At 38.5% G+C, this 23,149-nt stretch carries 26 protein-coding genes; all 26 read right to left on the bottom strand.

Features of this window, described 5'->3' with window-relative positions; translation table 11 throughout:
- Positions 1–21: 21 nt before the first annotated feature.
- Complete coding sequence (locus AHMF7605_RS27155; protein WP_106933075.1) at positions 22–1,902, bottom strand: T9SS type A sorting domain-containing protein; 1,881 nt, start codon at positions 1,900–1,902, stop codon at positions 22–24.
- Positions 1,903–2,301: 399 nt separating this feature from the next.
- Positions 2,302–3,066 carry a YdcF family protein gene (locus tag AHMF7605_RS27150; protein WP_106933074.1) on the bottom strand — a complete coding sequence of 255 codons (765 nt, stop codon included), beginning with the start codon at positions 3,064–3,066 and terminating at the stop codon, positions 2,302–2,304.
- 124 nt (positions 3,067–3,190) lie between these two features.
- The gene (locus tag AHMF7605_RS27145) at positions 3,191–4,960 is read right to left on the bottom strand and encodes a DUF885 domain-containing protein (protein ID WP_106933073.1); all 1,770 of its coding nucleotides are present in this window, start codon (positions 4,958–4,960) and stop codon (positions 3,191–3,193) included.
- Positions 4,961–5,099: 139 nt separating this feature from the next.
- Positions 5,100–5,321 (bottom strand): DUF2905 domain-containing protein, encoded by a 222-nt coding sequence (locus AHMF7605_RS27140; RefSeq protein WP_106933072.1) that lies wholly within the window; start codon positions 5,319–5,321, stop codon positions 5,100–5,102.
- A 111-nt stretch (positions 5,322–5,432) separates the two neighbouring features.
- The gene (locus AHMF7605_RS27135) at positions 5,433–6,044 is read right to left on the bottom strand and encodes a hypothetical protein (RefSeq protein ID WP_106933071.1); all 612 of its coding nucleotides are present in this window, start codon (positions 6,042–6,044) and stop codon (positions 5,433–5,435) included.
- Positions 6,045–6,049: 5 nt separating this feature from the next.
- Positions 6,050–6,877: a metallophosphoesterase family protein gene (locus AHMF7605_RS27130; RefSeq protein WP_106933070.1), complete on the bottom strand. Its 828-nt coding sequence runs from the start codon at positions 6,875–6,877 to the stop codon at positions 6,050–6,052.
- Between the two features lie 93 nt (positions 6,878–6,970).
- Positions 6,971–9,424, bottom strand: a complete 2,454-nt coding sequence (locus AHMF7605_RS27125; RefSeq protein ID WP_106933069.1) for a type IA DNA topoisomerase — start codon at positions 9,422–9,424, stop codon at positions 6,971–6,973.
- A gap of 244 nt (positions 9,425–9,668) precedes the next feature.
- Positions 9,669–10,118 (bottom strand): hypothetical protein, encoded by a 450-nt coding sequence (locus tag AHMF7605_RS27120; protein WP_106933068.1) that lies wholly within the window; start codon positions 10,116–10,118, stop codon positions 9,669–9,671.
- Between the two features lie 103 nt (positions 10,119–10,221).
- Positions 10,222–10,527 carry a helix-turn-helix domain-containing protein gene (locus tag AHMF7605_RS27115; RefSeq protein WP_106933067.1) on the bottom strand — a complete coding sequence of 102 codons (306 nt, stop codon included), beginning with the start codon at positions 10,525–10,527 and terminating at the stop codon, positions 10,222–10,224.
- Between the two features lie 58 nt (positions 10,528–10,585).
- Positions 10,586–10,777, bottom strand: coding sequence for a type II toxin-antitoxin system RelE/ParE family toxin (locus tag AHMF7605_RS31015; protein ID WP_317046584.1), 192 nt, complete (start codon positions 10,775–10,777; stop codon positions 10,586–10,588).
- A 258-nt stretch (positions 10,778–11,035) separates the two neighbouring features.
- Positions 11,036–11,713, bottom strand: coding sequence for a hypothetical protein (locus AHMF7605_RS27105; RefSeq protein ID WP_106933066.1), 678 nt, complete (start codon positions 11,711–11,713; stop codon positions 11,036–11,038).
- A 546-nt stretch (positions 11,714–12,259) separates the two neighbouring features.
- A complete protein-coding gene (locus AHMF7605_RS30000; RefSeq protein ID WP_158267632.1) occupies positions 12,260–12,436 on the bottom strand; it encodes a hypothetical protein in 177 nt (58 codons plus the stop codon).
- 4 nt (positions 12,437–12,440) lie between these two features.
- Positions 12,441–12,968: a hypothetical protein gene (locus tag AHMF7605_RS27095; protein ID WP_106933636.1), complete on the bottom strand. Its 528-nt coding sequence runs from the start codon at positions 12,966–12,968 to the stop codon at positions 12,441–12,443.
- 121 nt (positions 12,969–13,089) lie between these two features.
- Positions 13,090–13,629 (bottom strand): hypothetical protein, encoded by a 540-nt coding sequence (locus AHMF7605_RS27090; protein WP_106933065.1) that lies wholly within the window; start codon positions 13,627–13,629, stop codon positions 13,090–13,092.
- A gap of 677 nt (positions 13,630–14,306) precedes the next feature.
- The gene (locus AHMF7605_RS27085) at positions 14,307–14,699 is read right to left on the bottom strand and encodes a hypothetical protein (RefSeq protein WP_106933064.1); all 393 of its coding nucleotides are present in this window, start codon (positions 14,697–14,699) and stop codon (positions 14,307–14,309) included.
- A gap of 79 nt (positions 14,700–14,778) precedes the next feature.
- On the bottom strand, positions 14,779–15,210 hold the full coding sequence (locus AHMF7605_RS27080) for a hypothetical protein (protein ID WP_106925405.1): 432 nt from the start codon (positions 15,208–15,210) through the stop codon (positions 14,779–14,781).
- Positions 15,211–15,290: 80 nt separating this feature from the next.
- Positions 15,291–15,809 (bottom strand): WG repeat-containing protein, encoded by a 519-nt coding sequence (locus AHMF7605_RS27075; RefSeq protein ID WP_106933063.1) that lies wholly within the window; start codon positions 15,807–15,809, stop codon positions 15,291–15,293.
- A gap of 99 nt (positions 15,810–15,908) precedes the next feature.
- Positions 15,909–16,475 carry a hypothetical protein gene (locus AHMF7605_RS27070; RefSeq protein WP_106933062.1) on the bottom strand — a complete coding sequence of 189 codons (567 nt, stop codon included), beginning with the start codon at positions 16,473–16,475 and terminating at the stop codon, positions 15,909–15,911.
- 150 nt (positions 16,476–16,625) lie between these two features.
- On the bottom strand, positions 16,626–17,144 hold the full coding sequence (locus AHMF7605_RS27065) for a hypothetical protein (protein ID WP_106933061.1): 519 nt from the start codon (positions 17,142–17,144) through the stop codon (positions 16,626–16,628).
- 72 nt (positions 17,145–17,216) lie between these two features.
- Complete coding sequence (locus AHMF7605_RS27060) at positions 17,217–17,927, bottom strand: DUF3298 and DUF4163 domain-containing protein (protein WP_106933060.1); 711 nt, start codon at positions 17,925–17,927, stop codon at positions 17,217–17,219.
- A 167-nt stretch (positions 17,928–18,094) separates the two neighbouring features.
- Complete coding sequence (locus AHMF7605_RS27055; RefSeq protein WP_106933059.1) at positions 18,095–18,688, bottom strand: hypothetical protein; 594 nt, start codon at positions 18,686–18,688, stop codon at positions 18,095–18,097.
- A 197-nt stretch (positions 18,689–18,885) separates the two neighbouring features.
- A complete protein-coding gene (locus tag AHMF7605_RS27050) occupies positions 18,886–19,458 on the bottom strand; it encodes a hypothetical protein (RefSeq protein ID WP_106933058.1) in 573 nt (190 codons plus the stop codon).
- 81 nt (positions 19,459–19,539) lie between these two features.
- Entirely contained in the window at positions 19,540–20,337 is a 798-nt protein-coding gene (locus AHMF7605_RS27045; RefSeq protein ID WP_146153685.1) for a hypothetical protein, read from the bottom strand.
- A 624-nt stretch (positions 20,338–20,961) separates the two neighbouring features.
- Positions 20,962–21,180, bottom strand: a complete 219-nt coding sequence (locus AHMF7605_RS27035; protein WP_146153493.1) for a hypothetical protein — start codon at positions 21,178–21,180, stop codon at positions 20,962–20,964.
- A gap of 183 nt (positions 21,181–21,363) precedes the next feature.
- On the bottom strand, positions 21,364–21,774 hold the full coding sequence (locus AHMF7605_RS27030; RefSeq protein WP_106933055.1) for a hypothetical protein: 411 nt from the start codon (positions 21,772–21,774) through the stop codon (positions 21,364–21,366).
- Between the two features lie 103 nt (positions 21,775–21,877).
- Positions 21,878–22,507, bottom strand: a complete 630-nt coding sequence (locus AHMF7605_RS27025; protein WP_106925428.1) for a hypothetical protein — start codon at positions 22,505–22,507, stop codon at positions 21,878–21,880.
- Positions 22,508–23,149: the final 642 nt, after the last annotated feature.

The following is a 23,149-nucleotide window of genomic DNA, read 5'->3' as shown; positions in this document are numbered from 1 at the left end:
TTCTATTCATTCTTACGAGTTTTACTGTTTTATAATCTTACTAAAACTGGTTTGCTTGCCCGTTTGCAGCCGGTAAAGGTATACTCCTTTGGCTAAAGAGGCGCCATTTAAATCTACTTCGTGCGTACCGGCGGTTTGTTTTTCATTTACCAATACTTTTAACTGCTGCCCCTGCAAAGAGTATAAGGCCAAATATACCGGAACCTCTTCGGTTAAAGAGTAAGATATAGTGGTACTATTAGCAAAAGGATTAGGATAAGCAAAATGCTTTTTAACAGTGGCCGTATTTTCGGTTGTTCCCGCAGATAAGCCGGCAATTCCGGTTCTTTGACGGGAAATTTCCTGGTTGGCAGAAACATAGGAAAGTGATAAATAATCTACGTTAGGGCCACTTTGCCCAATGGCAGAGGCCCGGATTATATGGTCTCCCGCGGTAAGGAAAACATTAGTGCCGCTGTAAAAAGACCAGGTATCCCAACTGAAAGTAGTAGAGAAAGAATGAGTAGATAACCCAACACCATCTACTGTGAAATGCAGCGACCGGCTTTCTTCCCGACCGTTGGAATAGTTGAGACCTAAATTGTATAATCCGGGAGTTTGAATTTTCACTGTCCATTCAATATAATCTTTATCAGGATTGATAAAATCTACAAAACCAGTTCCGCTGTATCCCAAATGATTAATGGCTACCTGAGCGCCATTTAGAGTTGCAAATTCAGCTTCGTATTTAGCTATAATTGGTTTTTCTACGGCTACTACCAGGTAATTAGATTGAGCTCCTGCGGCAGGCAGTGCCATATTTCCTCCTAATTGAAACGGATCCGGGTAGATATACGGAAATTCTACTAATTTACTGTATACATGCAGGTAGCTGTTAGCCGGATCGTTGGTTTCGATGATATCGCCGGTTTTTTTCCAATCGCTTAACCAAGCGGGTAAACTGGTAGCTTTGGGATCGTAAGCCACATAAAGCACCGCCGGTTTTTTTAAAAACATGGTCAGGAAAGTACGGCTAGTATCTTGCTTATCGCCACTAGCCGCTTGAATAAAGGAAGCTCCTTTTAAATATTCCGGAACGGAAGTAATTGAATAGAGTTGATCGGAGTACGATTTTTCCCCTACGTTTAATTTAGCTACGGAATAAGTACGATTACTCAGCGCGGAAACCTGCGTCACTAAATTATCCGGAGCGGGTTTTTCTCTTTCAGCGGGTTTTTCCACCTCTGGGACACTCGCTTCAATCCAATCCACAAAAAAATCTTCGGCGGCGGTTTGAGTATCTATTTGCCAGCCAAACCGCCCTAATTGCGGGTAAGTAGTATCAATCGCTTCTAAAGTGGGAATAGTGGAATACCCTCGGCCTCTATCTATATAAACCTGAATGAGGCCGCTCTTGTAACGGGCAATTTTAAACTTACACCAACGCGAAGTTTCCAGGTCGGGGTAAATACTTATTTCATCTAAAGGCTCTGGGTAATAAATATTCCCTTCGGCCCGGGATAAGGTTAACTGCCCACCCGCATAAGGTGTATAACTTAACACATAGGCGCTATCCTCGGCCTGCTGACCAAAAATAATTCGGAATTCGCGTTGGTAGCTATTAGAATAACCTTTGCCGGTAGTTTCCAAAACATACGATAATTCCGGGTAATTTTCCGCTGTTTTTAATGTACTCCCATTGCCATCGGCAAAACTATACGCATAACCCGAACGGATCGACCAGCCATAGGTCTGGCTCCAGTCAGCCCCGAGTTCAAAACGGTCAAAATCATCTCTAAAAATTACCGGGTTCTTTTGGGCGTAAATAACGCTCCCTTGAATAAAAGACAGAAGAAAAATACATGCCCCTACAACTTTTGCTTTACGCTTATGATTAGAAGCAGAGGGTCGAATTAATTTCATAATTGGGTTGGTTAGGTTGTTGGGTATTTATATTAGTTCTTTCCTAATTAACGCATATAATATAGGAAAAAATGCGGACATTTAAAAACCAGGCGCTTTTTAAACAATTGTATAAATTTAATTCTGATGTAGCCAATTTGGCTAGATATTTTAAAAAATTTAAAAAACAACTCTTTTAAACGTCCTAGTTCTTGATAAATACAACAAAGTAAATTTACTTTTAATTGTATCTTTCTTTAATTTTTTAAAAGAGTAATCTATAAAAGAAACGCCGCAAATTAATCTATTTTTGATTTATACAAAAATTTTAATATATAGATTTATTAGTTTATTTACTCTTACTTAGAAATGTTGCAGCTTTTATAAAAATACTTATTCTTCCGCTTGAGAGCTCCTGTTTTAACAGTAACCTAGTATTTTATAAGTAATAAACCCTAAAAGTTCATGAATAAGCAGATGCCAATTGGCAAAAGCTTCGGCGGAAGGAATAAGTAAGCTATTGGGGAAATAACTGCGGTCTTTGGAATAAAAATCAGCGGGAAAATTGACAGCCTGGATACCGGCCACCTTAAAACAACCTTCGGCCCGTCGCATGTGAAAAGCCGATGTAATTAAAATGAATGAATGCAGATTAGGTTGCTGCCTAAGTAATTTAGCGGTAAAAAGGGCATTTTCGCGGGTATTCTGGCTTTTATCTTCCAGCAATATGTCCGTTGCGGGTACGCCCGCGAGCAATAATATTTTTTTTAGTTCAGCGGCTTCAGAGGTATAAACCGTTCTGACGCTCCCGGTTCCGCCCGAAATAATTATTTTTTTGATCTTTTTCTTTCTATATAACCAAAGCGTGTGTAAAACGCGGTCGGCTCCTCGCGCCACGTAAACCCGATCGTGGGGAGATTTTTCGAGGGAGGTAATACCTGTTAGCAAAATGCCGGCATCCGATACGGGTAGTTCGGCCAAACGTTTGGGAGGTAGTTCCCAGAGCAAAAAAGCTTCGTTCATTAAAAACGGATTCGTTAGAACAAGGAACAGAATAGCTGCCAGCTTTAAGACTACTCGTCGATAGCGATCCCGTTTGGTGAATACGGCAAAAAGTAAAAGACCTGCCAGCCAAATAACGGGCAAGGCTACATAAAATAAAACCTTGGAAAGTAGAAAGAACATAAACCCAAACTGCCGCCAAAATCAATTTAGCAAGCGTATAAAAATTTAAATACCACCCGAATATACGGCTATATTCTGGTGGTATCATTGAAGTGGCCGCACCCTCAACGCTTTCATTTTTACTTTACTTTTGAAGCATTAAGGCCCGGATGTAGCGCACCGGAGCACTCCCGTAACTTAAGAACTTTTCGTGAAACTGTTTTAAATTAAATTTATCTTTTTGTTTTTTCCGGATTTCTTCGCGCAGATCATAAATTTCGGTATAACCGGTAAAATAGCTGGATAATTGCACCTGCGACAGAGTAGCCCGTTTCCACTTTTCGCGCGCTTCGGCTTCTTCCTGAAAACCTTCGTTTACCAGCAGGGCAAGGACTTCTTTTTCGGTCATACCCAGCACGTGTACGCTGTAATCTAAAATAGCGTTAAGCGTTACGCGCAAATTCCATTTGTACCAGGTAAGCCACATTTCGGGGGCATTATTACCGTAGCCTTGTTCGAGCATCATTCGTTCGGCGTACACCGCCCAGCCTTCTACCATGGCCCCGTTTCCTAAAACAGCTTTTATAAGCGAAGGAGATTTGTTAGCGTAAATAAGTTGGGTGTAGTGGCCGGGTATAGCTTCGTGAATGTTTAAAATTTGTAATTGATATTTATTATATTCCCGCAAGTAACTTTCTGCTTCGGCGGCGCTGTAATGCGTTAATGGGGTAACATTGTAATACGTATCGGCATTTTTGTCGTAAGGGCCAGGAGCCGAAATAGAAGCCCCGGCTATTCCGCGCATGTATTCCGGAGTGGGTCGAACTACGAGCGGTTTGCTAGGATCCTGGGTTAATAATTTTTTAGTATTTACAAACTTTACCAGTTGCGGAATCTGGGCTTTAATGGCGATTAAGAAAGAATCACGCCGAACATGTTGCTCCGCTAGTTTTCCTAATAACTGTTTTACTCCCGGCAATCCGGAAGGCAGTGGCTTATCGGGGAAATAAATTGGCCAGAGTTTTTGCGTAATGGCTAGCATTTGGCGGTGCAGGTATTCTTTGTGCTGCAAAGCTTTCTGATAAACCTGCTCGGCAGTATAACCCGATTGAATGTCGTATTTAAATTTTTGCGCAAAAAGCTCCTTACCAATCCGGAAACTTCGTCCTTGTTTTTTCCGGAGCAAGGGTAATTTTTCCTGCTGCAAAAAATCAATGTAACTATTAACTTCAATTTTGGCCGTAGCAATCCGGGACCGCAGGAAATCTTTTTCAAAAGGTTTTAACCGGGCAATCTTTACCGAATCTGCTACCTCTTCTAATACCGTTAAAGCACCTTTATTTTGCAAAATGGCGAGTTGGGTGTGCTCCAAGGTTGGCTCTTTAATATTGTTTTTAGCCGCCTCGTAATAAGGCACTACTTGTTCAATTTTTAAAGAAATACTGCGCAACCGGTTGGTTAAACTATCGTAGCGGCCATTCAGAATTTCGGCAACACCGCCTCCAATATTATATTCTGCGGGGTTCCATTCTCCTGGTTTTAGAACCGTAGCGTACCAAATGCGCCCGTTAAAAAAACTTTCGAGCATTTGGTAATCGGTTTGATTATCCAGTGGTAAAGCGGTGCGGTTTATTTGGTGCAAGTCCTGGAGCATGGAACGGTAAGAAGCCACTTCCCCTTTTAGGCGCTCCGGCGTAGGAATTACCAGTACATTATCGTATTTATGGTACCCCACGGAGGTAGCCCACTCCGGATTTAATCGCCAGATTTTTTCTAATAAATTAGCTTTTATTTCGGTGAATTGTTGTTCCGGGGTAGTAACCTCTCCCGATTCTTTTACTTTTTGCCGGTCACAGGAAATAAAAAGAAAGAAAATACCAATAATCAGTACAAGGCGCCCACCGCTGAGTATCATAGGTTTCTGTAAAGTTAGTCAGATGTATTTGAAAGATTTAAACAAAGCTTTTTAAAACAATATTTTATAACAATAGATTAGGAAAAAATACAAAAGCTTTAATGGATTGGTGAGAAAAATAATTTTTAAACAAAAACTACTAAAAGAAACGCCGAATTAGCCATAAAAGCAAACTCAAGAGAACACTAACCAACAACATACTCGTAAGCGGCGCGTAAAATTTAAAGTTTGGTTTCTCGAAACGGATATCGCCGGGTAAATGGCCAAACCAGTTCAACCGGTTACCCGCCGCCCACAACAGTAAACCGACGCCAACTAAAATCAATCCCAAAAAAAAGAGGTATTTACCTAACGGTTGCATGATTATATTTGAATTTGCCGGCAGTTTTTTACCTCCCGTGTACCACATTAATTTGGCAAATATTAGGCATACGGTTTTTCCGGAAATACAGCTAAAAGATGTTTTAAAAGACTAAAATTTAAGTTTAACGCCAAAGGCAAAGCTTATAATATCCCAGGGTGAAAGAGCTTTGTTAGTGGTAAGGCTCAATATGGCTAAATCGTGGGTTCCTGCCTCGGTGTAGCCTTGCACTTGTTTAATTAAGGAATTAGAATTTCCTACTGCTTTACTTATGGAGGTACCCACAAAAGGAGTCAGCCGGAAACTGGTCGGCCAGAAATAATAGCCATCGGGGTAATGCCGGGGTAAGGTGGTATAAAATTGAGACCCCAGAGAATAACTAACGCCGGCGCCAAATTTAAGTGGCTCCCAAATGTAACCCGGCTTAATTCTATTTTGCCAGGGAGAGTAAATGAATTTTCCGGTTAAGGTATGAATACTGGTTTCGGCTTCAAAGCTTGGCGTATACCCATACAGAATGTCTAGGTTAATTTTATCTTGAGCCAAAGAATACCCGGGGCCAACAGCTAAAAAACCAATATTCCCGGCAAATTGTACTACCGTATGATCCGGTAAGTACCACTTCCTTTTCGCGTAGATAGTCTGCCATTCCTGCGCAAAGCCACAAAAAGGAAAGCACATCAGGTAAGCAAACAAAAAATAAAGAAAATAAGAAGTTTTCATCTGATTTAAAAATCAATTTTCTGAAAGCTAACCTGTTTACCTACCACCGTTACTACTATAAAATTGCGGTTTTGAATCGTATCTACCACTAAATAATCCTGCCCGTCCTGAAAAGGCTGGCTAAAACTAAAATTATGCTGGTGGCCGTGAATAGAATAAGGAACCTGATGGATCCGGAGCAATTGAGCAAATTCGGCTTTTAGGTCTTTATTAAAATCAGTATCAAAGGGTGGTACGTGACTGAGAACAAACAAATTCCGGTACTCGTGCGAGTTAGCCATTGTCTGCCGCATATACTCCATTTCCGGGACGGGATAACTGAATTCCAACGAGTTGGTGTTCAGAACCACGAATTTACTGCCGGCTATCTCAAAAGTAAAATCCATTGGCCCGTACATGGCTTGGTATATTTTTTTACCGTTGGCGACACAATCGTGATTACCAATAATGGCTAGATAAGGCATTTTCAGTTTTTTGGTGCGGTTTAACTGCCACACGTATTCTTCCTGCAAACCAAAATCGGTGAGGTCGCCGCAGTTTATGACAAAATGCAAGCGTTTTTCCTGGGCAGAATAAGCATTCAAAGCCTTTACCACATCTTCCAGTTCATTGTAGAACCGTTGGTTATCCGAAATCAGGCCGAATCGTAGTGTATCCTGTGGTTGCAAGGACAGAGCGGCAATCCGGGCCAGGTTCTTTTTGTTCAGATCCCTTTGCTCTGATTCTAGAATTACCTGGTAAGGACTAAAGTCAATTTGTTCACAACTATTAAGTAAAAGGTACCCGCAACTGAGCAGGAGCAACCGGCACCAATGCAGGAATAGGGCGCGCATATAGTAGGCATAAGGGAAGCTTCATTATCAGGTAAATACCTGTTCCATTACATACAAAACCAACTACTTAGCTATTTGTTCTAAAAATCTAAATTAATCAAATTTAAATATTATTTTACCTTCTTCGTTCATTTTTAATACCGCCTCAAATTTATTCCCGGTTTTAGTTGATGTAAATCCTTTTAACTTGGGAGTTTTCCCTTTTACCAGAATATCCACTACATTTTTCTCCGATAACGTTTTACCCGCAACAACAAAAGGAACCACAAAAGAACAACCTTCCCGGAAACGGCTGCAGCCATAAGCCGCCTTCCCTTTTAAAATTTTACCTGACTGGCACTTGGGGCATTTCGCAAAAGGATCGGTCGCCAACTTTTTTTCTACGGGTTGGGCTTGTAAGGTTAAGTTCTCGTCTAAAATTAGTTGCGCATCTGTTTTACCGGCCGGTGCTGGTAAAATCAAATTTTTTAGAACTGGCGTTTTGCCTTTGGCCAGTAAAGCTTGAATGGCTTTTCCGGGAATTTCTTTTTCCCCGAAAGTAATCGGTAACCGGAAAGTGCAACCTTCTTTCCAGCGGGAACAGCCGTATGCCTGCGAACCTTTTATAACATGCCCGGTTTTACACGCCGGACACGGCCCAAAACTTGGGCTAGTAGCTTTATCAGGTGCATTTCTTTGTTTGCTTTCTCCGGATTTAGCAGTTGGTTTAGTGGTAGTTTCGGCGGCCGTTACCAGTTTAGTTTCAATGGCCAGTACGGTGCGATCGCTTTTTACTTCCCGTACCATTTCCTGCACCAAGGTTTTTAACTCGGTCAAGAATGCTTCCGGCGGGAAATTTCCGTTCTCAATTTGCCGCAACTTTTTTTCCCAGTGCCCGGTTAACTCCGGCGATTTCAAGGTGGGATTTTTAATTATACCAATCAGGTCAATCCCCATTTGGGTGGGTAAAATTTTCTTTTTTTCTTTCCGGATATACTCTCGCTTAAACAAGGTTTCGATAATTGCTGCCCGGGTAGATGGCCGACCAATGCCATTTTCCTTTAATGCTTCTTTCAAATCTTCGTCTTCCATTTGTTTACCCGCCGTTTCCATGGTGCGCAACAAAGTTGCTTCGGTATATTCTTTGGGCGGACTGGTCATCTTTCGGTCCAATATGGGTTCGTGAGGTCCATGTTCTCCTTTTTCGAAGGTGGGTAATACGGTATTTTCTTCTTCTTTTTCCTCGGAGCTGGCTTCTGCCGCCGGCTTTTTCGTTTCTTCTTCTTTGCCGTATACTACCCGCCAGCCGGGTTCTATAATTTGCCGCCCTTTGGCCCGGAAAGTATGCTTGGCGGCTTCACCGGTTACGGTAGTATTGCTCACGATACAATCCGGGTAAAAAGCAGCCAGAAAACGCCGGACAATGGTATCGTATACGCCCGCTTCGGGACCGTATAAATTGCCTGCCGCAGCGCCCGTAGGAATAATGGCGTGGTGGTCAGTTACCTTATTGTTATTAAAGTTTTTGGCGGTTTTTCGAATCTTGGTTTGCAGCAAAGGTTCGGTAAAGGTACGGTAAGCCGTTAAACCTTGCAGAATGCCGGGAATTTTAGGATACATGTCATCGGGTAAGAAAGTGGTATCGACCCGGGGGTACGTAACTACTTTTTTCTCATATAAGCTTTGTACCGTTTTTAAGGTTTCGTCGGCCGATAAGCCCATTTTGTTATTACACTCAATCTGGAGCGAAGTTAAATCGAACAATCGGGGCGGACTTTCGACTGCTTTTTTAATTTCAATATCGGTAATGGTTAGTTCTTCTTGCTTTACTGCTTCCAGGATAGCCTGGCCTTTTTCTTCCTGTAAAAATTTCCCGGCTGTACTGGCAAAAACGGTTTCCCGATAAATGGTTTTTAGTTCCCAGAAAGGCTCGGGTTTAAAATTCTGAATTTCGTGGTACCGGTTTACAATCATGGCCAGGGTAGGCGTTTGCACCCGACCCAACGATAATAATTGCCGCCCCTGGGCGTATTTAATCGTAAACAAACGGGTAGCATTAATTCCCAAAAGCCAGTCGCCAATGGCCCGACTCTTACCGGCCTGGTAAAGCAAATCAAACTCCGAGCCTTCTTTTAAATTTTGAAATCCCTGCCGGATTGCTTCTTCGGTAAGCGAAGAAATCCATAATCGCTTAAAAGGTTTCCGGTATTTGGCTTCAGTGAGTACCCAGCGTTGAATTACCTCCCCTTCCTGGCCGGCATCACCGCAATTAATGACCATGGTGGCCGTTTCGAGCAATTTTTTTATAATTTTAAATTGCTGTTCTACGCCTTTGTTTTGCAGTAATTTTATCCCAAAGTTATCTGGTATCATGGGTAATTCGTGAATGCTCCAACGCTTCCACTCGGGGCGGTAATCTTCGGGTTCGCGCAACTGGCAAAAGTGCCCGAAGGTCCAGGTTACCTGGTAGCCATTCCCTTCGAAATAACCCTCTTTTTTACTTTTAGCCCCAATTACCTGCGCAATTTCGCGAGCAACACTGGGTTTTTCTGCAATACAAACTTTCAACTTTTCATTTTAAGGTAACACAAACGGCCGGTACTACCACCAAAATTACAGTTTCTGCGGGTATTTATCGTTAATTATTGCTTCCATTTTACCCGATGCTTAAGGTAATTTTAGGATGTAGGATATTTGAATGTTTTCTCTTTTTCCTAAAAAGAGGGCTATTCCATTGTCCTATACCCGCCTGCAGGACTGGGTTTAAGGTTGCCGAAGCAGGGCGTTTACACGTGGTTGTAGTGCGTTATTTTTAGATTATGTTGTTGGAATATTTTACTATACCTTTTAATTCAGCAATTCCTTCTTCTCTTTCAGCAAGCGTTTTTAACTCCTTGCAGAAAATATCGATGGCATTTGGCTCAACAGTTAATTCCATTGAGAGTTTGTCTTTTTCTTCTTTTCGGTATTCTGTCGAGACGTTTTCTTCCATTGTGATAAGAACTCCACATATCCCTGATTGACTAATCTTATAGAAATCCATTTCAAAATAAGCGTAACTATACTTTTCCCCGCAAGAATGAGTTAGTCTATCTTTTCCAAAAGGAAAACCTTTGAGCTCGTTTACAAATTCCAGTAAACTATCAGACACTTCGTAAACTTCCGTCACACCTGAGTATCGGCCGTTGTTTGCTGAAATCTGCAATTCAATTATATCCTCATCTTTCCAAATGACTTCAAACTTTAGTAGATTTTCATTCATTATTCTAATGCGCTACAACGGTTAGTATATGCAGAGCCCGTAGCGGAGTAAGGGTTTTGTATATACCTGGTTATATGTGGTTTTTATTTTCCTTTTCAGGCAGTTAAAGTTTAATGGAAAGTTCTAAGTGTCCTCCCAAACCGAGTTCTATAATTTTTTTTAATGTTGACAGGCGTACTTCTTTGAGATTGTTTTCGATTTTAGAAATATAGGATTTGGTGGTGCCTACTTTTGCCGCAAGTTCGGCTTGTGCCAAGCCTTTTTCCAGGCGGGCTTCTTGAATCAAGGCTCCTATTTTGAAGTTTTCGTATCCTGCTTGCAACTCATCCCGTTTTTTAGTGCCTATTTTTCCATAATGCTTGTCCTTAAACTGGTCAAGTGTCATAATGTTATTTTCTTCTGCTTTCATATTCTTCTTTAATTTTTAATGCCTTCTCAATTTCTTGCTTGGGTGTTTTCTGTGTTTTCTATTGAAAGCCATTGGCTAAAACAACTAACTGGCCTTGGTCGAAGAAGCAGAAAATCCGGTAGATGTCGCTTCCGTGCTGAACCCGAATCTCAAAGAGCCCTTCCGTGTTCTCCATATGCTTGAGATATGTTTCCGGAACTCTAGGAAGATTTTCTATCAAGTCGAAAGTCCAGATAATTTTATCCTTCACCTTGTCCCGCTGTTTTATAAAGAATTCCTCAAAGTAGTTCTTATAGAAAATGATGTTTCGGTGCTTCTTTTTATTATCCACAAAGCAAAGATAGAAAAAGTTGCACTAAAGTGAAACCGCCTTGAAAGAAGTTTAATCAGAAATAGGTACTATCCTGAAGCACTTTCATTGAAAATGGCATATAACGCCCTCGTATAAACGGTTGGCAAGGCCGTCGGCCGAAGCTGACTTTTATACCTTGTTATGCACTGTTGTTTTTTATTTCATGTAATCTACTACCCAATAACTGTCAGTTGTAAATTTTATCGATTGTAATTTGTCGCCAGTAAAAGTATAGGTGTGCCAAATATCCGTGACGCATGACTCAAAGACAAAGTGGTTGTAGGTACTCAGTGCCTCATCTGGAAAGTTATCGAAGAAAGTCATGATGAAGTCTTTCTTGCTCATTCCTATTTTAACGTTGTCAGAAAGATTGACTTCAGTATCCATGATTTCACCTTTGTGAATGTAGGAACCCCTAGACCCTTCTGAACTATCGTCGAAAAATAATATCAATCGGCTGTTTTTGAGGGTCAATATCTGGAACTCGAATGCTTCGTTATCCAATGTATCAATCCTGTCTACCATGGAAAAGTTTTTTAGGAGACTTGTTCTTAGTTGAGTTTTATTGTTCACCTCCCCAAATGGTGAGAAAACATAGTCAGAACAGGTAACGAAAGTAATTGTATCGCCTTTACTCTCCCCAAGGGTGTTGAATTCAAAACTTTCTTTTGGTTTTGCCCAATAATGGCCAATTTTGACCGCATTCAAAGTATCGATTTGCGAGATAGTTTCTTCTTGAGATTCTGGAGAAGTTTGTACTTTAGATTGGGTGCTTTCGCAAGACCACGATAACACTATGAGAAGTAAATAAAGTATTGTAGTTTTTCTTTTCATTATTTACAATTGTGCCTAACGTTCTGGGCTAAAAAGCGCGGAGTGGTTTTTAGGCGTGGTTGGGCTGTAGTAATTTCACTCGTATACTTTCTCACCACATTGAAAAGGATAAACTAAGACAGTATCCTTTTTATGGATATAAAACTTTAGTTCTCCCGGATTTTTAACTACTGTATCACCAATGGCAATTTTATGACCAAAAGACACGTACCAAGCTTCTTCATCATAATAAGTCTCCCTGTATTTAGTAGTAGGGTTTACACCCCAAAGCCTGAAACTTCTTCCTATATTTGGCTCCTCAATAACAATAATATTGCATTCTGCTGAAGAAAGTCTATTTGCTAGGTATTCACAATCGACCTTTGAAGTACATGAAAGTAACATTATGCTAATACAAATAAAACTCAGGTAAATTCTACTCAAATGATTTAAAAGCTAATATTTTATTTTTTAATCTATTACGCCCAACGGTTAGGCTTTGTGGTCGGCCGGGAATTTACTTGAGATTAGTGTCAATACAAAATTGCTAAGTAGAAAAGATAAGCTTTAATTCCGCCGTGCAGCCCGGCTGCCATAAAGCTTTTGTTGGGCAAAGTGTTTCTTTTTTTCTATTTCCTGTTTCCGCTCTTTAATGAATTGGCTTAACCTTTCTTCTTCTTCCCGAGTCAAAGGCTTACTTTGAATATTTAAGTTAATATCATCCGGTTCTCTTATTAGTCCCATAGTCTTAAGATTTAAAATATTTGTCAATTAATTTCTGTGCAGCAAGCGCATCGATTACCATTAGATGACCGCCCGCATGCAGGGCTCCTAATGTTTTAACGTAATGGTCGATAAGTTTGGTTTTAGCCTGAAAGGAAACAAAGCCGTCTCCGCCTCTTCCGAAGGAAAGTTTGCAGGCAAAAGCAACTAAATTGCCTGGAACACCAGCATATACTTTATTTTGTCCGATGTTAAAAGGGGCACTTTCCAGTAAGTTTAGGAAAACATGGTCGGGTTTTATTGTCAAGCTTACCAGTCCTTGAATGATGGTCGGGTTATTTACAATGGTTAGTTTGTAAACTTCCCTGTCATTTAAAGTAAATTCTGCTTTCCAGTTGAAAGCCCAGCCATTCTTCTTAGTAATGGTTTTTAAGTCGTTCTTAGTCAGGAAAGTTATCTCTGTTGGAAAGCTGTCTTTGGTTATTCTATTTTCCAGGGAATTTGTCAGCTTGTCAACTTCAAAGTCCTGAAGATATTCTGTTGATTTGTTCACTACCAAATATACAAAATTCTTCAGCTTTTTTTATCATTTCACATTGTGCCCAACGGACTTGTGTAAACGGCGGCGAGGCCATTGGCCGATGTTGGCGTTTACACGTTGTTGTGTGACGGTTTTATTTCCACTCTTTTCTTTTTATTAAGCCTTCTAGCCTATCAATTAACTCTTGTCCATCCCAGATGAACTGAGTGAACTCAGTTATTGATTCTGAAACTCCAAGTAGAAACTTTGCTCCATTCGATAGGTGGAAGACGAAGGCAGAATCATATTTAACAGTTATTAACTCTCTTCCTTTACTATTCCATTCCTCTTCGGCCTTGTCCTCAAACAAGTCGATTCTGATTATCCTACTTGCAGGCAAGCGCACATGCGAACCTCCCCGCATTGCCCCAGATTCTTCTCTCTTGATTCTTAATGGAGTATCTGATTCAGTTATGCTAAATTCATAGTAACTATAATCTTCATTCCCTTTTTCATGATTCTGAAAGTTTATGTAGCTTTTATTACAGCTCAAGGAGAAATGGTGAGATTCAATGATAGTAGAACTAACATCTACATAAAGCTCTTTGCAATATAGAAGGTCAATTTTTTCACCTACTAACTTCTGAATGAGATTGAGGTCATCAGGTGATAGATATTTATGAATTATTTCCATTCTTCAAAATGACACACAACGAACAAGGCTAAAAGACGCCTTGTCCAATTGGCTGGGGTTTGGTGTCTTTTAGGTGTAGTTAGGCGGGGTAGTTCTTTTTTTAGGTAAAGTAGCTGATTTTTTAAGAACTACCCTTTATAGTAGGAAAAATTTACCGCTTTCCCCTTCTTTAGGTTTCTCTGCTTTTTAAAGAGAAACAAACGTTTTCCTAAAAATGAATAAATAAAACTAAAGGCGGGATGATTTCATTTAGGCGAGGCTAAGAGAAGTCACCCGCTCCTTTATTTTTATAAAACACCCATAAAGGGCTGGCCAAAAGAGGTAAAAACGGGGCTAAACTTTTTTTTAGCAGGCAATAAAAGCCATTTTTTATTCGTTTCAACCAGGTATTGTTATTTTAACAAGTACCAAAAACAGGTAAAATACCTTCCTTAAAAACGGTTTTAATCCGGTCTTTAAAAACGGTTTTAATCCGGTCTTTTTTCCTGTTTTTTCTTCTTTGACCTAGCTGTCAAAGACGGGTTGAAACTCCTAATTTTTTGCTTTTATGGCTATATTTCAGTTGTTTAGCCACTCCTTCCCAGCCCAAATTTTTCCTATTACGCCTTAACGTCTCTGCTAAACGACGGGCGAGGCCGTCGGCCGAAGGCTGACGTTTAGTTTTTGTTGTGCGTGCGTTATTTTTTATTTTTATACCTGTTTTTTTCTTCCTTTACATGATTAGAAAATTCTTCACCATAAAATGGATAAGAGATTCCTTCAATTATAATTTCAAATCCTTCGCTATCCATTCCATCTATTTGATTCCCTGAACCTTTAATTTCAACACCATTAGTATTTGTAACCTTTAATCCTTTAATCGAAGTTGTTGAAATCAGTTTATTCTCAGGATAATCTGCAACTATATCAATTTGGTTTTTAAGGCAATAACTTTTAATGAAATCATATCCAAATTTAGAGTCTATAAAGTCAATAAGTCCGAATACAATTCCCATTGGAGCATCTGCCTTTTCAAACTGAGTTGTTCCAATTTTTATGTTATCCAGAAAAATATTATAAATTTTATTCACTTTCTCTTGTTTTTAATGCCGCACAACGTTCTGGGCTTTGCGGTGGCGTAGCTACCGTAAAGGTGTTGTTGTGGTATCGTTATTTTTCCTTTTTAGCTATCTCTGTTTCAGAGTTATCAAAGTAAAGAATGAATATCAAGTAGTTTTCAAGTTCTACTCCTTGTTCAGATTTCTCTCTTAAGAACCTAAATTTTTCTATTCCTTCTTCTATTAACCTTAGGTTATTAGGTAGAGCTTCAAACTGCTCAAGACATTCCTGTTTAGTTCTTTCACAGTAACTTAACCAACTTTCACCTGCTAGTTTTTCTTTCGTATCATACTTGTGCCAGTACAGTTCACACGTTCCATCAGGAAACATAAACTGAACTTGTCCACCTACTACTCCAAGTCCAGCTTTTACAGCGTAGTCTACAACTTCTTTAAAATCTTTTCTTTTCCAGCCATATTCGTGACTGTTTAAAGTTGACTTATTTATGATTTCGGAAGGTAAATATTTTTGTTCTTCTGTCATTTTAATGTACCACAACGGTTAGTATATGAAAAGCGTGCAGCGGAGCAAGGGTTTTTCATATACAGTGTTATATGCTGTTTTTATTCTACAATTTTACCTGTCTTATCCACGTAAAACCATTCTTCGCTTTCCCAGGTTGAATGCTCATCTCCAGGAAATGCTTTTACCGTTCTACAATTAAGACTTACCTTCGCTTTACCGTTCTCGAAAGGATATGCACAGCCGAACTTAGGTTCAATTAAAACTTTTGAGGTTACTGAATCTACGTACCCAATTTTCCCTTCTTTTATAATTCTATATATCCCTTCACTAGTATAATCAGGACCATTGTCAAATGGGTAAATTTTATAGATATGTTTCCCTGTTTTATCGATTAGAACGAAGCCAGAGTCAGAAACAATTCCATATTCTGTAATGGTGTCGGTATAAGCAGCAAAGTAGTTGCCCAAAACTTTGTTGCCTTTTTCGTCAAAGTATGCATAGAGAGAAGTCTTGTTGTCTCTCTTTAGAATAAGTTTTGAGGGAATCGACTTAGATTGGCAAGAAAACAATATTACAATGATGGTATAATTGACTAATTGTAGATATTGGTTCTTCACGATTTATATTTTTTTAAATGGCATATAACGGTCTCGTGGAAACGGTGTGCGAGGCCGTTGGCCGAAGCATGGTGTTTCCACAATGTTAGACAATGATTTTTATCCTAAAATAGAGCCTATTCTAAACCATTTGGGTTTTTCGCCTTTTAGCGGCAGTAGATATTTTTCGAGAATGGGTTTGCCCTCATTATCCCTTAAATGCAGGATAAACTGTATCAACAAGTCCTCCCGTATTTTCTTGTCAAATTCTAAATCAGAGTCTGTAGATACAGAAGCTTGGTAGGCGTACTTGCTTTCCTCAATTATATCAATTCTTTTATCTTTAGGGTGACCAGTACCTCTATAAAGCACGGTGCCTTCTTGGCTTTTAATTTCATAATTGATTGAGTCCAAAACCGCAAAGTCATTATTGTAGGTTTCAATATCAAATTGAACATAATAATTCTTTCTATCTATATCGATAAAAAAGAATGGTAACACCAAGTTCCTCTGATTGTTTATTAAACTGACACATACATTAGGCCTTCTGTCAATAGGCATTTTCTTTTGTTGGGCAGTCCTACTATCCTGCTCTTTTATATTCTGCCAGCGAGACCTATTGCCAAGACTAACCGATATACAGCTCTGAATTGCTATAATAATGAAACATGTTAACAAATATTTCATATTGTGATTTTCGTCTAACGTTAAAGTGTTTATGAAGTTGTGGCATTTGAAAAACGTCAGTTTCAATTAACCACAAAAGCAAAATAGCGATTTATAGTCGAATGCCTAACGTCCCGCCACAATTTTATAAACACACTGTTAGCTGCCGTTTTACTCGAATACTTTCAAACTTTTCTCCGTCACCCAAGTTCTACAAGGTGGGAAAAGAAATATTCCTCCGTGACTTACTCTTTTACTATTTGACATTAACCTGAATTTACACTCGTCCCGTGAAAGCCAAGGTCTATAATTCGTCGTATCAATTAAGCAAAACTCAATATTAACGTCTGGGTCATGAAAAATCATACTTTCAATTTCCTTGACAATGACTTTCTTGTCTTTCTGTAGAAAATAAAAACGGTCTGTTAGTGTTGGCAAATCAGTTGTTGTCCTTTTTAAGTCAACTTCTATTTGTTCAGCATTTACAGGGACACTTTCATTCCCATGTATAATGAGAACACTATCCCAGTCAAAATCTGTTAAAGAACTGAGGTCAAACATTACCGATTTTTTACTCTTAATCGAATTTATTTCGCCTTCTTGGATTTTTTTATAGAATTTATTTTCAAAACTATTGCAACTGGCTGTCAGGGTTAAAAGAAATAGAAAAGTAAATGTTTTTAGAGGCATAAAAAATGGCAGCTAACGGCTCTGCTAAACGACGGACGAGGCCATCGGCCGAAGGCTGACGTTTAGGTTTTGTTAGCGATAGTTATTTTTAATTTTTTCTGATAACACCGACTTCTTAATTCTGCCTTGAATGATTCCTTCTGCATAACTGGCTATTTCATAGTCATCAAAATTGAAAGAGATAGTATCTTTCTCTATATTAAAATCAATCTCATTTAATGATGTAGCCTTTACATTATCTATGTCAATTGCTTTGTTAATAATTGTCAAAAACCATATACTATCATTTTGAGTTTTCACATTAAAATAATCGGTAAAGCTTATCAGTTTCTTTTCTTTTTTGTCAAAGTTAAAAGAGTTATACATTGTCATAGGATGAGCCGCTCCTCCATGATAATAGGAAATGATAAAACAGTAACTTATTAGATTCTTGTCATTGTAAGCAGAAATGAGGTCAACGGAAAAGTCGCTATTAACCGTAGTTAAAATATCGCGGTCTTCTTTAATCAGCTCGTCTATGCTTTTGATGAACTCAACTTTCTGTTTATCTATCTCAGCTTTTATTTGTTCGTCTAATTCTTGAATTCCAGAAACAGGTATTTCTATTGAAATTTGTGTATTTCTATTCTTGTCAAAAGTGCTAGAGCTATCAACCGCAAATTCAGTGAGTCCAGAAAATCCAACCGCTGATTTTTTATCATTGGATACATCTCTTTTTTCTTGATGTGGTTGGCTGCAACCATAAAGCATCAACAAGAAAATAAATTGATAGAGCAATTTCATTTTATTAATTATCGCTAACGTTAAAGTGTTTATGAAGTTGTGGCAATTGAAAAACGTCAGGTTCAATTAACCACAAAACCAAAATAGCGATTTATAGTCAAATGCGTGACGTCCAGCCACAATTTTATAAACACACTGTTAGTGGCAGTTTTCTTTGCCAAAGTGTTTTATGACTTTGCACTTTTTGCTTTGTTTTCCACCGTTATAGCTTTTTGCCATATTCGTCCTCTATCATTTCTAATCTCTGCTGTATATGTCACAGCCCAAGTCGAAAGGTTGAACTCTTGCAAAAAAGTAAAATATGCTTTTTCTCCTGCGTCAATAACAACGTCTCCCTTTTCTCCTTTTCTGAAGTAGGATGTCCGTAAAAACTGTTCATATACAACTTCTTCTTGAGCACCATTCTCTGTGTATTCTTGAACAGATAATATAGCCTCCGGCTCCCAAATTGTAAGACTACCTTTATTGATGATTGAAACTGTCAAAGCGTGCATTATGGACTTCGTTGGAGTTTCAATCAAGACAGCTTCAAGTTCAATATCTGCTTTCGTTGAAAATGTTCTCCCGCTGAAAAATCTAAAGTAAGAAAGCAAGGCACCAACAATTAGCGCTATAATTGTTATGATGTCCTTGAATACGCCGATTAAATCTTTATTAGTAGCCAGCTTTTGAAAAGTTAGAATATTGTATTTGAATAGCGTCCCAACTCCTAAAATCACAATTAGAATTGTGAGAAGCAGTACGATGGTTTCTCTTTTCATACTTATCTAAAGAGTAAATAACATAATATCACCACGACAACAACTAAGGTGATTATGACTACTCTTGGAATTCTTGGCGTTTCTGAAGCTTGCATAATATTATTTTAAAATGTTTTTGATGTCACGAATGAATTGCCACTAACGGACTAGTATAAACGGCGGCGAGGCAGTCGGCCGAAGCTGGCATTTATAAAGTGTTACCTGCTGGGCTTTTTTAATTTTATACTTTCTAATTTTTTAAGTTCTGTTGCATTTGCTTCTTGAGTCAAACTGCAAATGTCCGTGTAAAACACATTTTCACGAGCAACTTCTTTTAAACTTCTTTTAGTACGTCTCTTCCTTATTGATTCTACAATTTCTCTTTCTGTCCATCTATCACTATAGACGATGTATTCTTTCCCAATTTCAAATTCAAATCCGCAGTCGCCTCCCCCTTGTCCAGTAATAACAGTTAATGTATCGGAAAGTGATAATTCTGGCTTGAAATTGTTGGTAATAGCAATTCTATAGGCTTTATATTTCCTAATCATGTAGGTATACAATTTCGGGTCGAACTTTAAGCCTGTAAGTGAAAGTCCTGCTGTGTCATAATAATTGTAGTCGGAAACGCTTATGACTGTTCCTTTTACAACAACATTTACAGAGGCATATCCATTTTCTGTTGTTAGCTTGTCCTTACCAGCGCAGGTGCATGCAAAGCTTTCTGTCGCCGCACTTAACAGAAGCAAGCATGTCAAAATTGAAAAAATGTTTCCGAAGCTATTTTTCATACTATGCCTTGCAGGTAACGTTTTGCAGCTTGCCGAAGGCGGGGCTTTCGAAGCACAAACCTGTCAAGCTAATACTAATGTTTATTCGGAGCCGAAAAGTTTCTGCCACCACGAACGCCCCGCTTTTGGCAAGGTGCTGTTATATTCAGCTTTTCTTTCGGCTGTTGTTTCTAATATTTTGTCTGCAATGGTCAAACAGTTTTCAATTGTTCCACTCATTCCCATATTCTCTGTTTCAAGTTTGTGAAGTCTTTTTGCAATTTCTTGTCTCCCTGCGTTTGCTTTTACAAGTCCCAATATTTCAGGAACGTAGCCTTGGTATTCGTCTCTTGGTGCCATGTCATTAACACCGATTGGGTCCCAATCAAACCATAGAATGTCGTCAATTTTTTTGTAAAGTAAAAAGTCCTTAGCTGCTGTTAAGTTGTCTTTGAATTTTTTGTTGCGACTAAATAACAGGATTGCAGATTTAACTTCTTCTTCAAGTCGATTGTCGTCAAAATGTTCGGTCGTTTTGAGGGCGGAACTTGCAATATAGTGTCCACTATCGCTGTCAAATGGAGCGGGTTGTCCTGAAGCATTATAAGTTACTTTTGCAACGAGTTCTGCAAGTCTTAAATAGTGTTCAGGTTTATAATTTTTATTTTCAAGTCCGAATACTCGGATTTTTGTAAACAGTCCGTGTGCTTCTTTCCAACGGTCTTTGTTTTCAATAATTGGATAAAGTTCGAGAATAGAAGTCGGAATATCTTTTATGTAATGGTCAAAACGAGACAAAACAAGTCCAGCCCAACCTGGTCTAATGTCGTTGGGTAAGTTCTCGAAAATCTGTTGTCCGATTTCGATGTTAGTTTTTATGTCGTATTGCTCTGTCGTCATAAAGGTGCATATAACGTTCTGGGCTAAAAAGCGCGGAGTGGTTTTTAGGCGTGGTTGGGCTGTAGTAATTTCACTCGTATACTTTCTCACCACATTGAAAAGGATAAACTAAGACAGTATCCTTTTTATGGATATAAAACTTTAGTTCTCCCGGATTTTTAACTACTGTATCACCAATGGCAATTTTATGACCAAAAGACACGTACCAAGCTTCTTCATCATAATAAGTCTCCCTGTATTTAGTAGTAGGGTTTACACCCCAAAGCCTGAAACTTCTTCCTATATTTGGCTCCTCAATAACAATAATATTGCATTCTGCTGAAGAAAGTCTATTTGCTAGGTATTCACAATCGACCTTTGAAGTACATGAAAGTAACATTATGCTAATACAAATAAAACTCAGGTAAATTCTACTCAAATGATTTAAAAGCTAATATTTTATTTTTTAATCTATTACGCCCAACGCTCCTTAGCTAAAAAGTGCAAAGTGGTTTTTAGGTATGGTTGGGGGAGTTAATATTTTATTTATATAAGGTAGTATTTATTTTGGTACTCAAAAAAGCTCTGGAAATTACTTTATTCCTTTTAGAATCATTATTTTTCAACTGCTACATCTGATATCTCTTATTTTTCGACTACAGTGGGTATTACAGTTTCCTCTTCAACTACTGTATTTGGTATCTCTTCCTCTACACGTATTTCATCAACAGGCTTTGTTTTGGTGGTTGGCACTAGGTCGTCCTTTTTATCTTGACAAGCCGTAAAGACAAAAGTCGTTAAAAGTGGCACAAGTACTAGGTGTTTGAACACATTCACGGTTGTTTTTTTTCCTTTGTTCATCATTGCAACGGTTTTTATGGTTATTATATAGGATGGAAGAACCATCTATTTTCCATAAAATTTGTTTTTTATTTCCCCCAACGGTTTGTACATAAGGTGGGCGAGGCGGAGCCGAAGTATAACTTATGTGCTTTGTTGGCAGGAGTTGATTTTCCTGTACATTCACTTCTTGTTGGTTTTGCTTCTTTATTCAGCCACAAGGTAATGTTTCATCTTAGTATAAACAGGTTTGTAAGTATTTTCAGATTGTAATTCTAATGTTGTATCGGACAAAATCTTATATATACCGTAAATCTTATCCTCAACCTTTAGTATAATAGTACTATCATTTAAATTTTTTACTGTTCCTTCGAATCTTTTTGGAAATGCCGAAGTCACCCTTGATGTATCAACTAGACAAGTGGTGCGGAAGCTAAATGTGCTATCACTATTGAAGTTGAGGGATCTCTCAACAATTTCGCACTTTCTGTTCTTAGTATAATCTACATATTTCCCAAAAAGTAAAGGCTTAATATCATGTTGCAATGAACCTTGCTCCGCACAGGAACAAAAAGTAATTAGCAGTGCTATTAAGCCTGTACTATATAATTTATACATTTTGTATTTAAAATTTCTTATTCAATTTCTGCCAACGGGCCGCGTGTATGAAAAGCCTGCTGCGAAGCAAGGGTTTTTTATACATTGTGTTATGCCCAGTTATTTATTTAACACTATTTCTATTTGCCTCAATAAATTGCCCAATTGTTTTTTCTTTTATTTCAGGCCAAGACTCTTTAGGTAAACTTAAATCATTTTTATTTTCTTTTTCGTCACTTAGTGAAGTAGTAACTGCATCCATTCCATGAAGATTAATCCATCTTATATCATAGTCCTGCGGGATTTTATTAAATAGCATAACTACTTTGTCTATACTTTCAAGGTATGCCTGTTTATTTGATTTAATATAATCCTCATAAGCGGGCCTAAATTTAGATTCTAAAATAGTTGTTGCTTGTCTTGCCGTTTTATCAGAACACCGATTAGCATCATATAAAGCATTTAGTTGAGCAAATAAATACCAGTCAATACCTGTTTGTAATTCTCCGTTAACAAACAAGGCTTGGGAAAAGACATACAAGACTGGAGGATTATACTGGTTTATATTATTGAATATTGTTTCGATCGAGCTAGCACTTGTTTTAGTATCAATAAGCTCCTGGATCATTTTATTCTGCTTAGCTACCTTAATTTCGGAATAAATTCCTTTAGGATTTAATGGTTTACTTTTCTGAGCTAAAATCGATTGAGAAGAAAAAAGTAGAATAATGAGCGAAAAATAAACTGTTTTCATTAAGAGTATATAAATGTTTTATAATTGGGCATAACGAACAAGGCTAAAAGACGCCTTGTCCAATTGGCTGGGGTTTGGTGTCTTTTAGGTGTAGTTAGGCGGGGTAGTTCTTTTTTTAGGTAAAGTAGCTGATTTTTTAAGAACTACCCTTTATAGTAGGAAAAATTTACCGCTTTCCCCTTCTTTAGGTTTCTCTGCTTTTTAAAGAGAAACAAACGTTTTCCTAAAAATGAAGAAATAAAACTAAAGGCGGGATGATTTCATTTAGGCGAGGCTAAGAGAAGTCACCCGCTCCTTTATTTTTATAAAACACCCATAAAGGGCTGGCCAAAAGAGGTAAAAACGGGGCTAAACTTTTTTTTAGCAGGCAATAAAAGCCATTTTTTATTCGTTTCAACCAGGTATTGTTATTCTAACAAGTACCAAAAACAGGTAAAATACCTTCCTTAAAAACGGTTTTAATCCGGTCTTTTTTCCTGTTTTTTCTTCTTTGACCTAGCTGTCAAAGACGGGTTGAAACTCCTAATTTTCTGCTTTTATGGCTATATTTCAGTTGTTTAGCCACTCCTTCCCAGCCCAAATTTTTCCTATTACGCCTAACTAGCAGATATACGGAACTGTTCCGGTTATCAGCACTATGTA

Origin of the sequence: Adhaeribacter arboris (genome assembly GCF_003023845.1) — a bacterium.
GTDB classification, from domain to species: Bacteria; Bacteroidota; Bacteroidia; order Cytophagales; family Hymenobacteraceae; genus Adhaeribacter; species Adhaeribacter arboris.
This window is presented reverse-complemented; position numbering and strand designations above follow the sequence as displayed.

Coding starts and splice junctions, on each gene's coding strand:
- AHMF7605_RS27045 (WP_146153685.1), bottom strand. CDS start 20,337: ATGACGACAGAGCAATACGACATAAAAACTAACATCGAAATCGGACAA.
- AHMF7605_RS27090 (WP_106933065.1), bottom strand. CDS start 13,629: ATGGAAATAATTCATAAATATCTATCACCTGATGACCTCAATCTCATT.
- AHMF7605_RS27155 (WP_106933075.1), bottom strand. CDS start 1,902: ATGAAATTAATTCGACCCTCTGCTTCTAATCATAAGCGTAAAGCAAAA.
- AHMF7605_RS27025 (WP_106925428.1), bottom strand. CDS start 22,507: ATGAAAACAGTTTATTTTTCGCTCATTATTCTACTTTTTTCTTCTCAA.
- AHMF7605_RS27050 (WP_106933058.1), bottom strand. CDS start 19,458: ATGAAAAATAGCTTCGGAAACATTTTTTCAATTTTGACATGCTTGCTT.
- AHMF7605_RS27080 (WP_106925405.1), bottom strand. CDS start 15,210: ATGACAGAAGAACAAAAATATTTACCTTCCGAAATCATAAATAAGTCA.
- AHMF7605_RS27030 (WP_106933055.1), bottom strand. CDS start 21,774: ATGTATAAATTATATAGTACAGGCTTAATAGCACTGCTAATTACTTTT.
- AHMF7605_RS27065 (WP_106933061.1), bottom strand. CDS start 17,144: ATGCCTCTAAAAACATTTACTTTTCTATTTCTTTTAACCCTGACAGCC.
- AHMF7605_RS27035 (WP_146153493.1), bottom strand. CDS start 21,180: ATGATGAACAAAGGAAAAAAAACAACCGTGAATGTGTTCAAACACCTA.
- AHMF7605_RS27060 (WP_106933060.1), bottom strand. CDS start 17,927: ATGAAATTGCTCTATCAATTTATTTTCTTGTTGATGCTTTATGGTTGC.
- AHMF7605_RS27140 (WP_106933072.1), bottom strand. CDS start 5,321: ATGCAACCGTTAGGTAAATACCTCTTTTTTTTGGGATTGATTTTAGTT.
- AHMF7605_RS27070 (WP_106933062.1), bottom strand. CDS start 16,475: ATGAAATATTTGTTAACATGTTTCATTATTATAGCAATTCAGAGCTGT.
- AHMF7605_RS27055 (WP_106933059.1), bottom strand. CDS start 18,688: ATGAAAAGAGAAACCATCGTACTGCTTCTCACAATTCTAATTGTGATT.
- AHMF7605_RS27150 (WP_106933074.1), bottom strand. CDS start 3,066: ATGTTCTTTCTACTTTCCAAGGTTTTATTTTATGTAGCCTTGCCCGTT.
- AHMF7605_RS27130 (WP_106933070.1), bottom strand. CDS start 6,877: ATGCGCGCCCTATTCCTGCATTGGTGCCGGTTGCTCCTGCTCAGTTGC.
- AHMF7605_RS27120 (WP_106933068.1), bottom strand. CDS start 10,118: ATGAATGAAAATCTACTAAAGTTTGAAGTCATTTGGAAAGATGAGGAT.
- AHMF7605_RS27115 (WP_106933067.1), bottom strand. CDS start 10,527: ATGAAAGCAGAAGAAAATAACATTATGACACTTGACCAGTTTAAGGAC.
- AHMF7605_RS27135 (WP_106933071.1), bottom strand. CDS start 6,044: ATGAAAACTTCTTATTTTCTTTATTTTTTGTTTGCTTACCTGATGTGC.
- AHMF7605_RS27105 (WP_106933066.1), bottom strand. CDS start 11,713: ATGAAAAGAAAAACTACAATACTTTATTTACTTCTCATAGTGTTATCG.
- AHMF7605_RS30000 (WP_158267632.1), bottom strand. CDS start 12,436: ATGGGACTAATAAGAGAACCGGATGATATTAACTTAAATATTCAAAGT.
- AHMF7605_RS27145 (WP_106933073.1), bottom strand. CDS start 4,960: ATGATACTCAGCGGTGGGCGCCTTGTACTGATTATTGGTATTTTCTTT.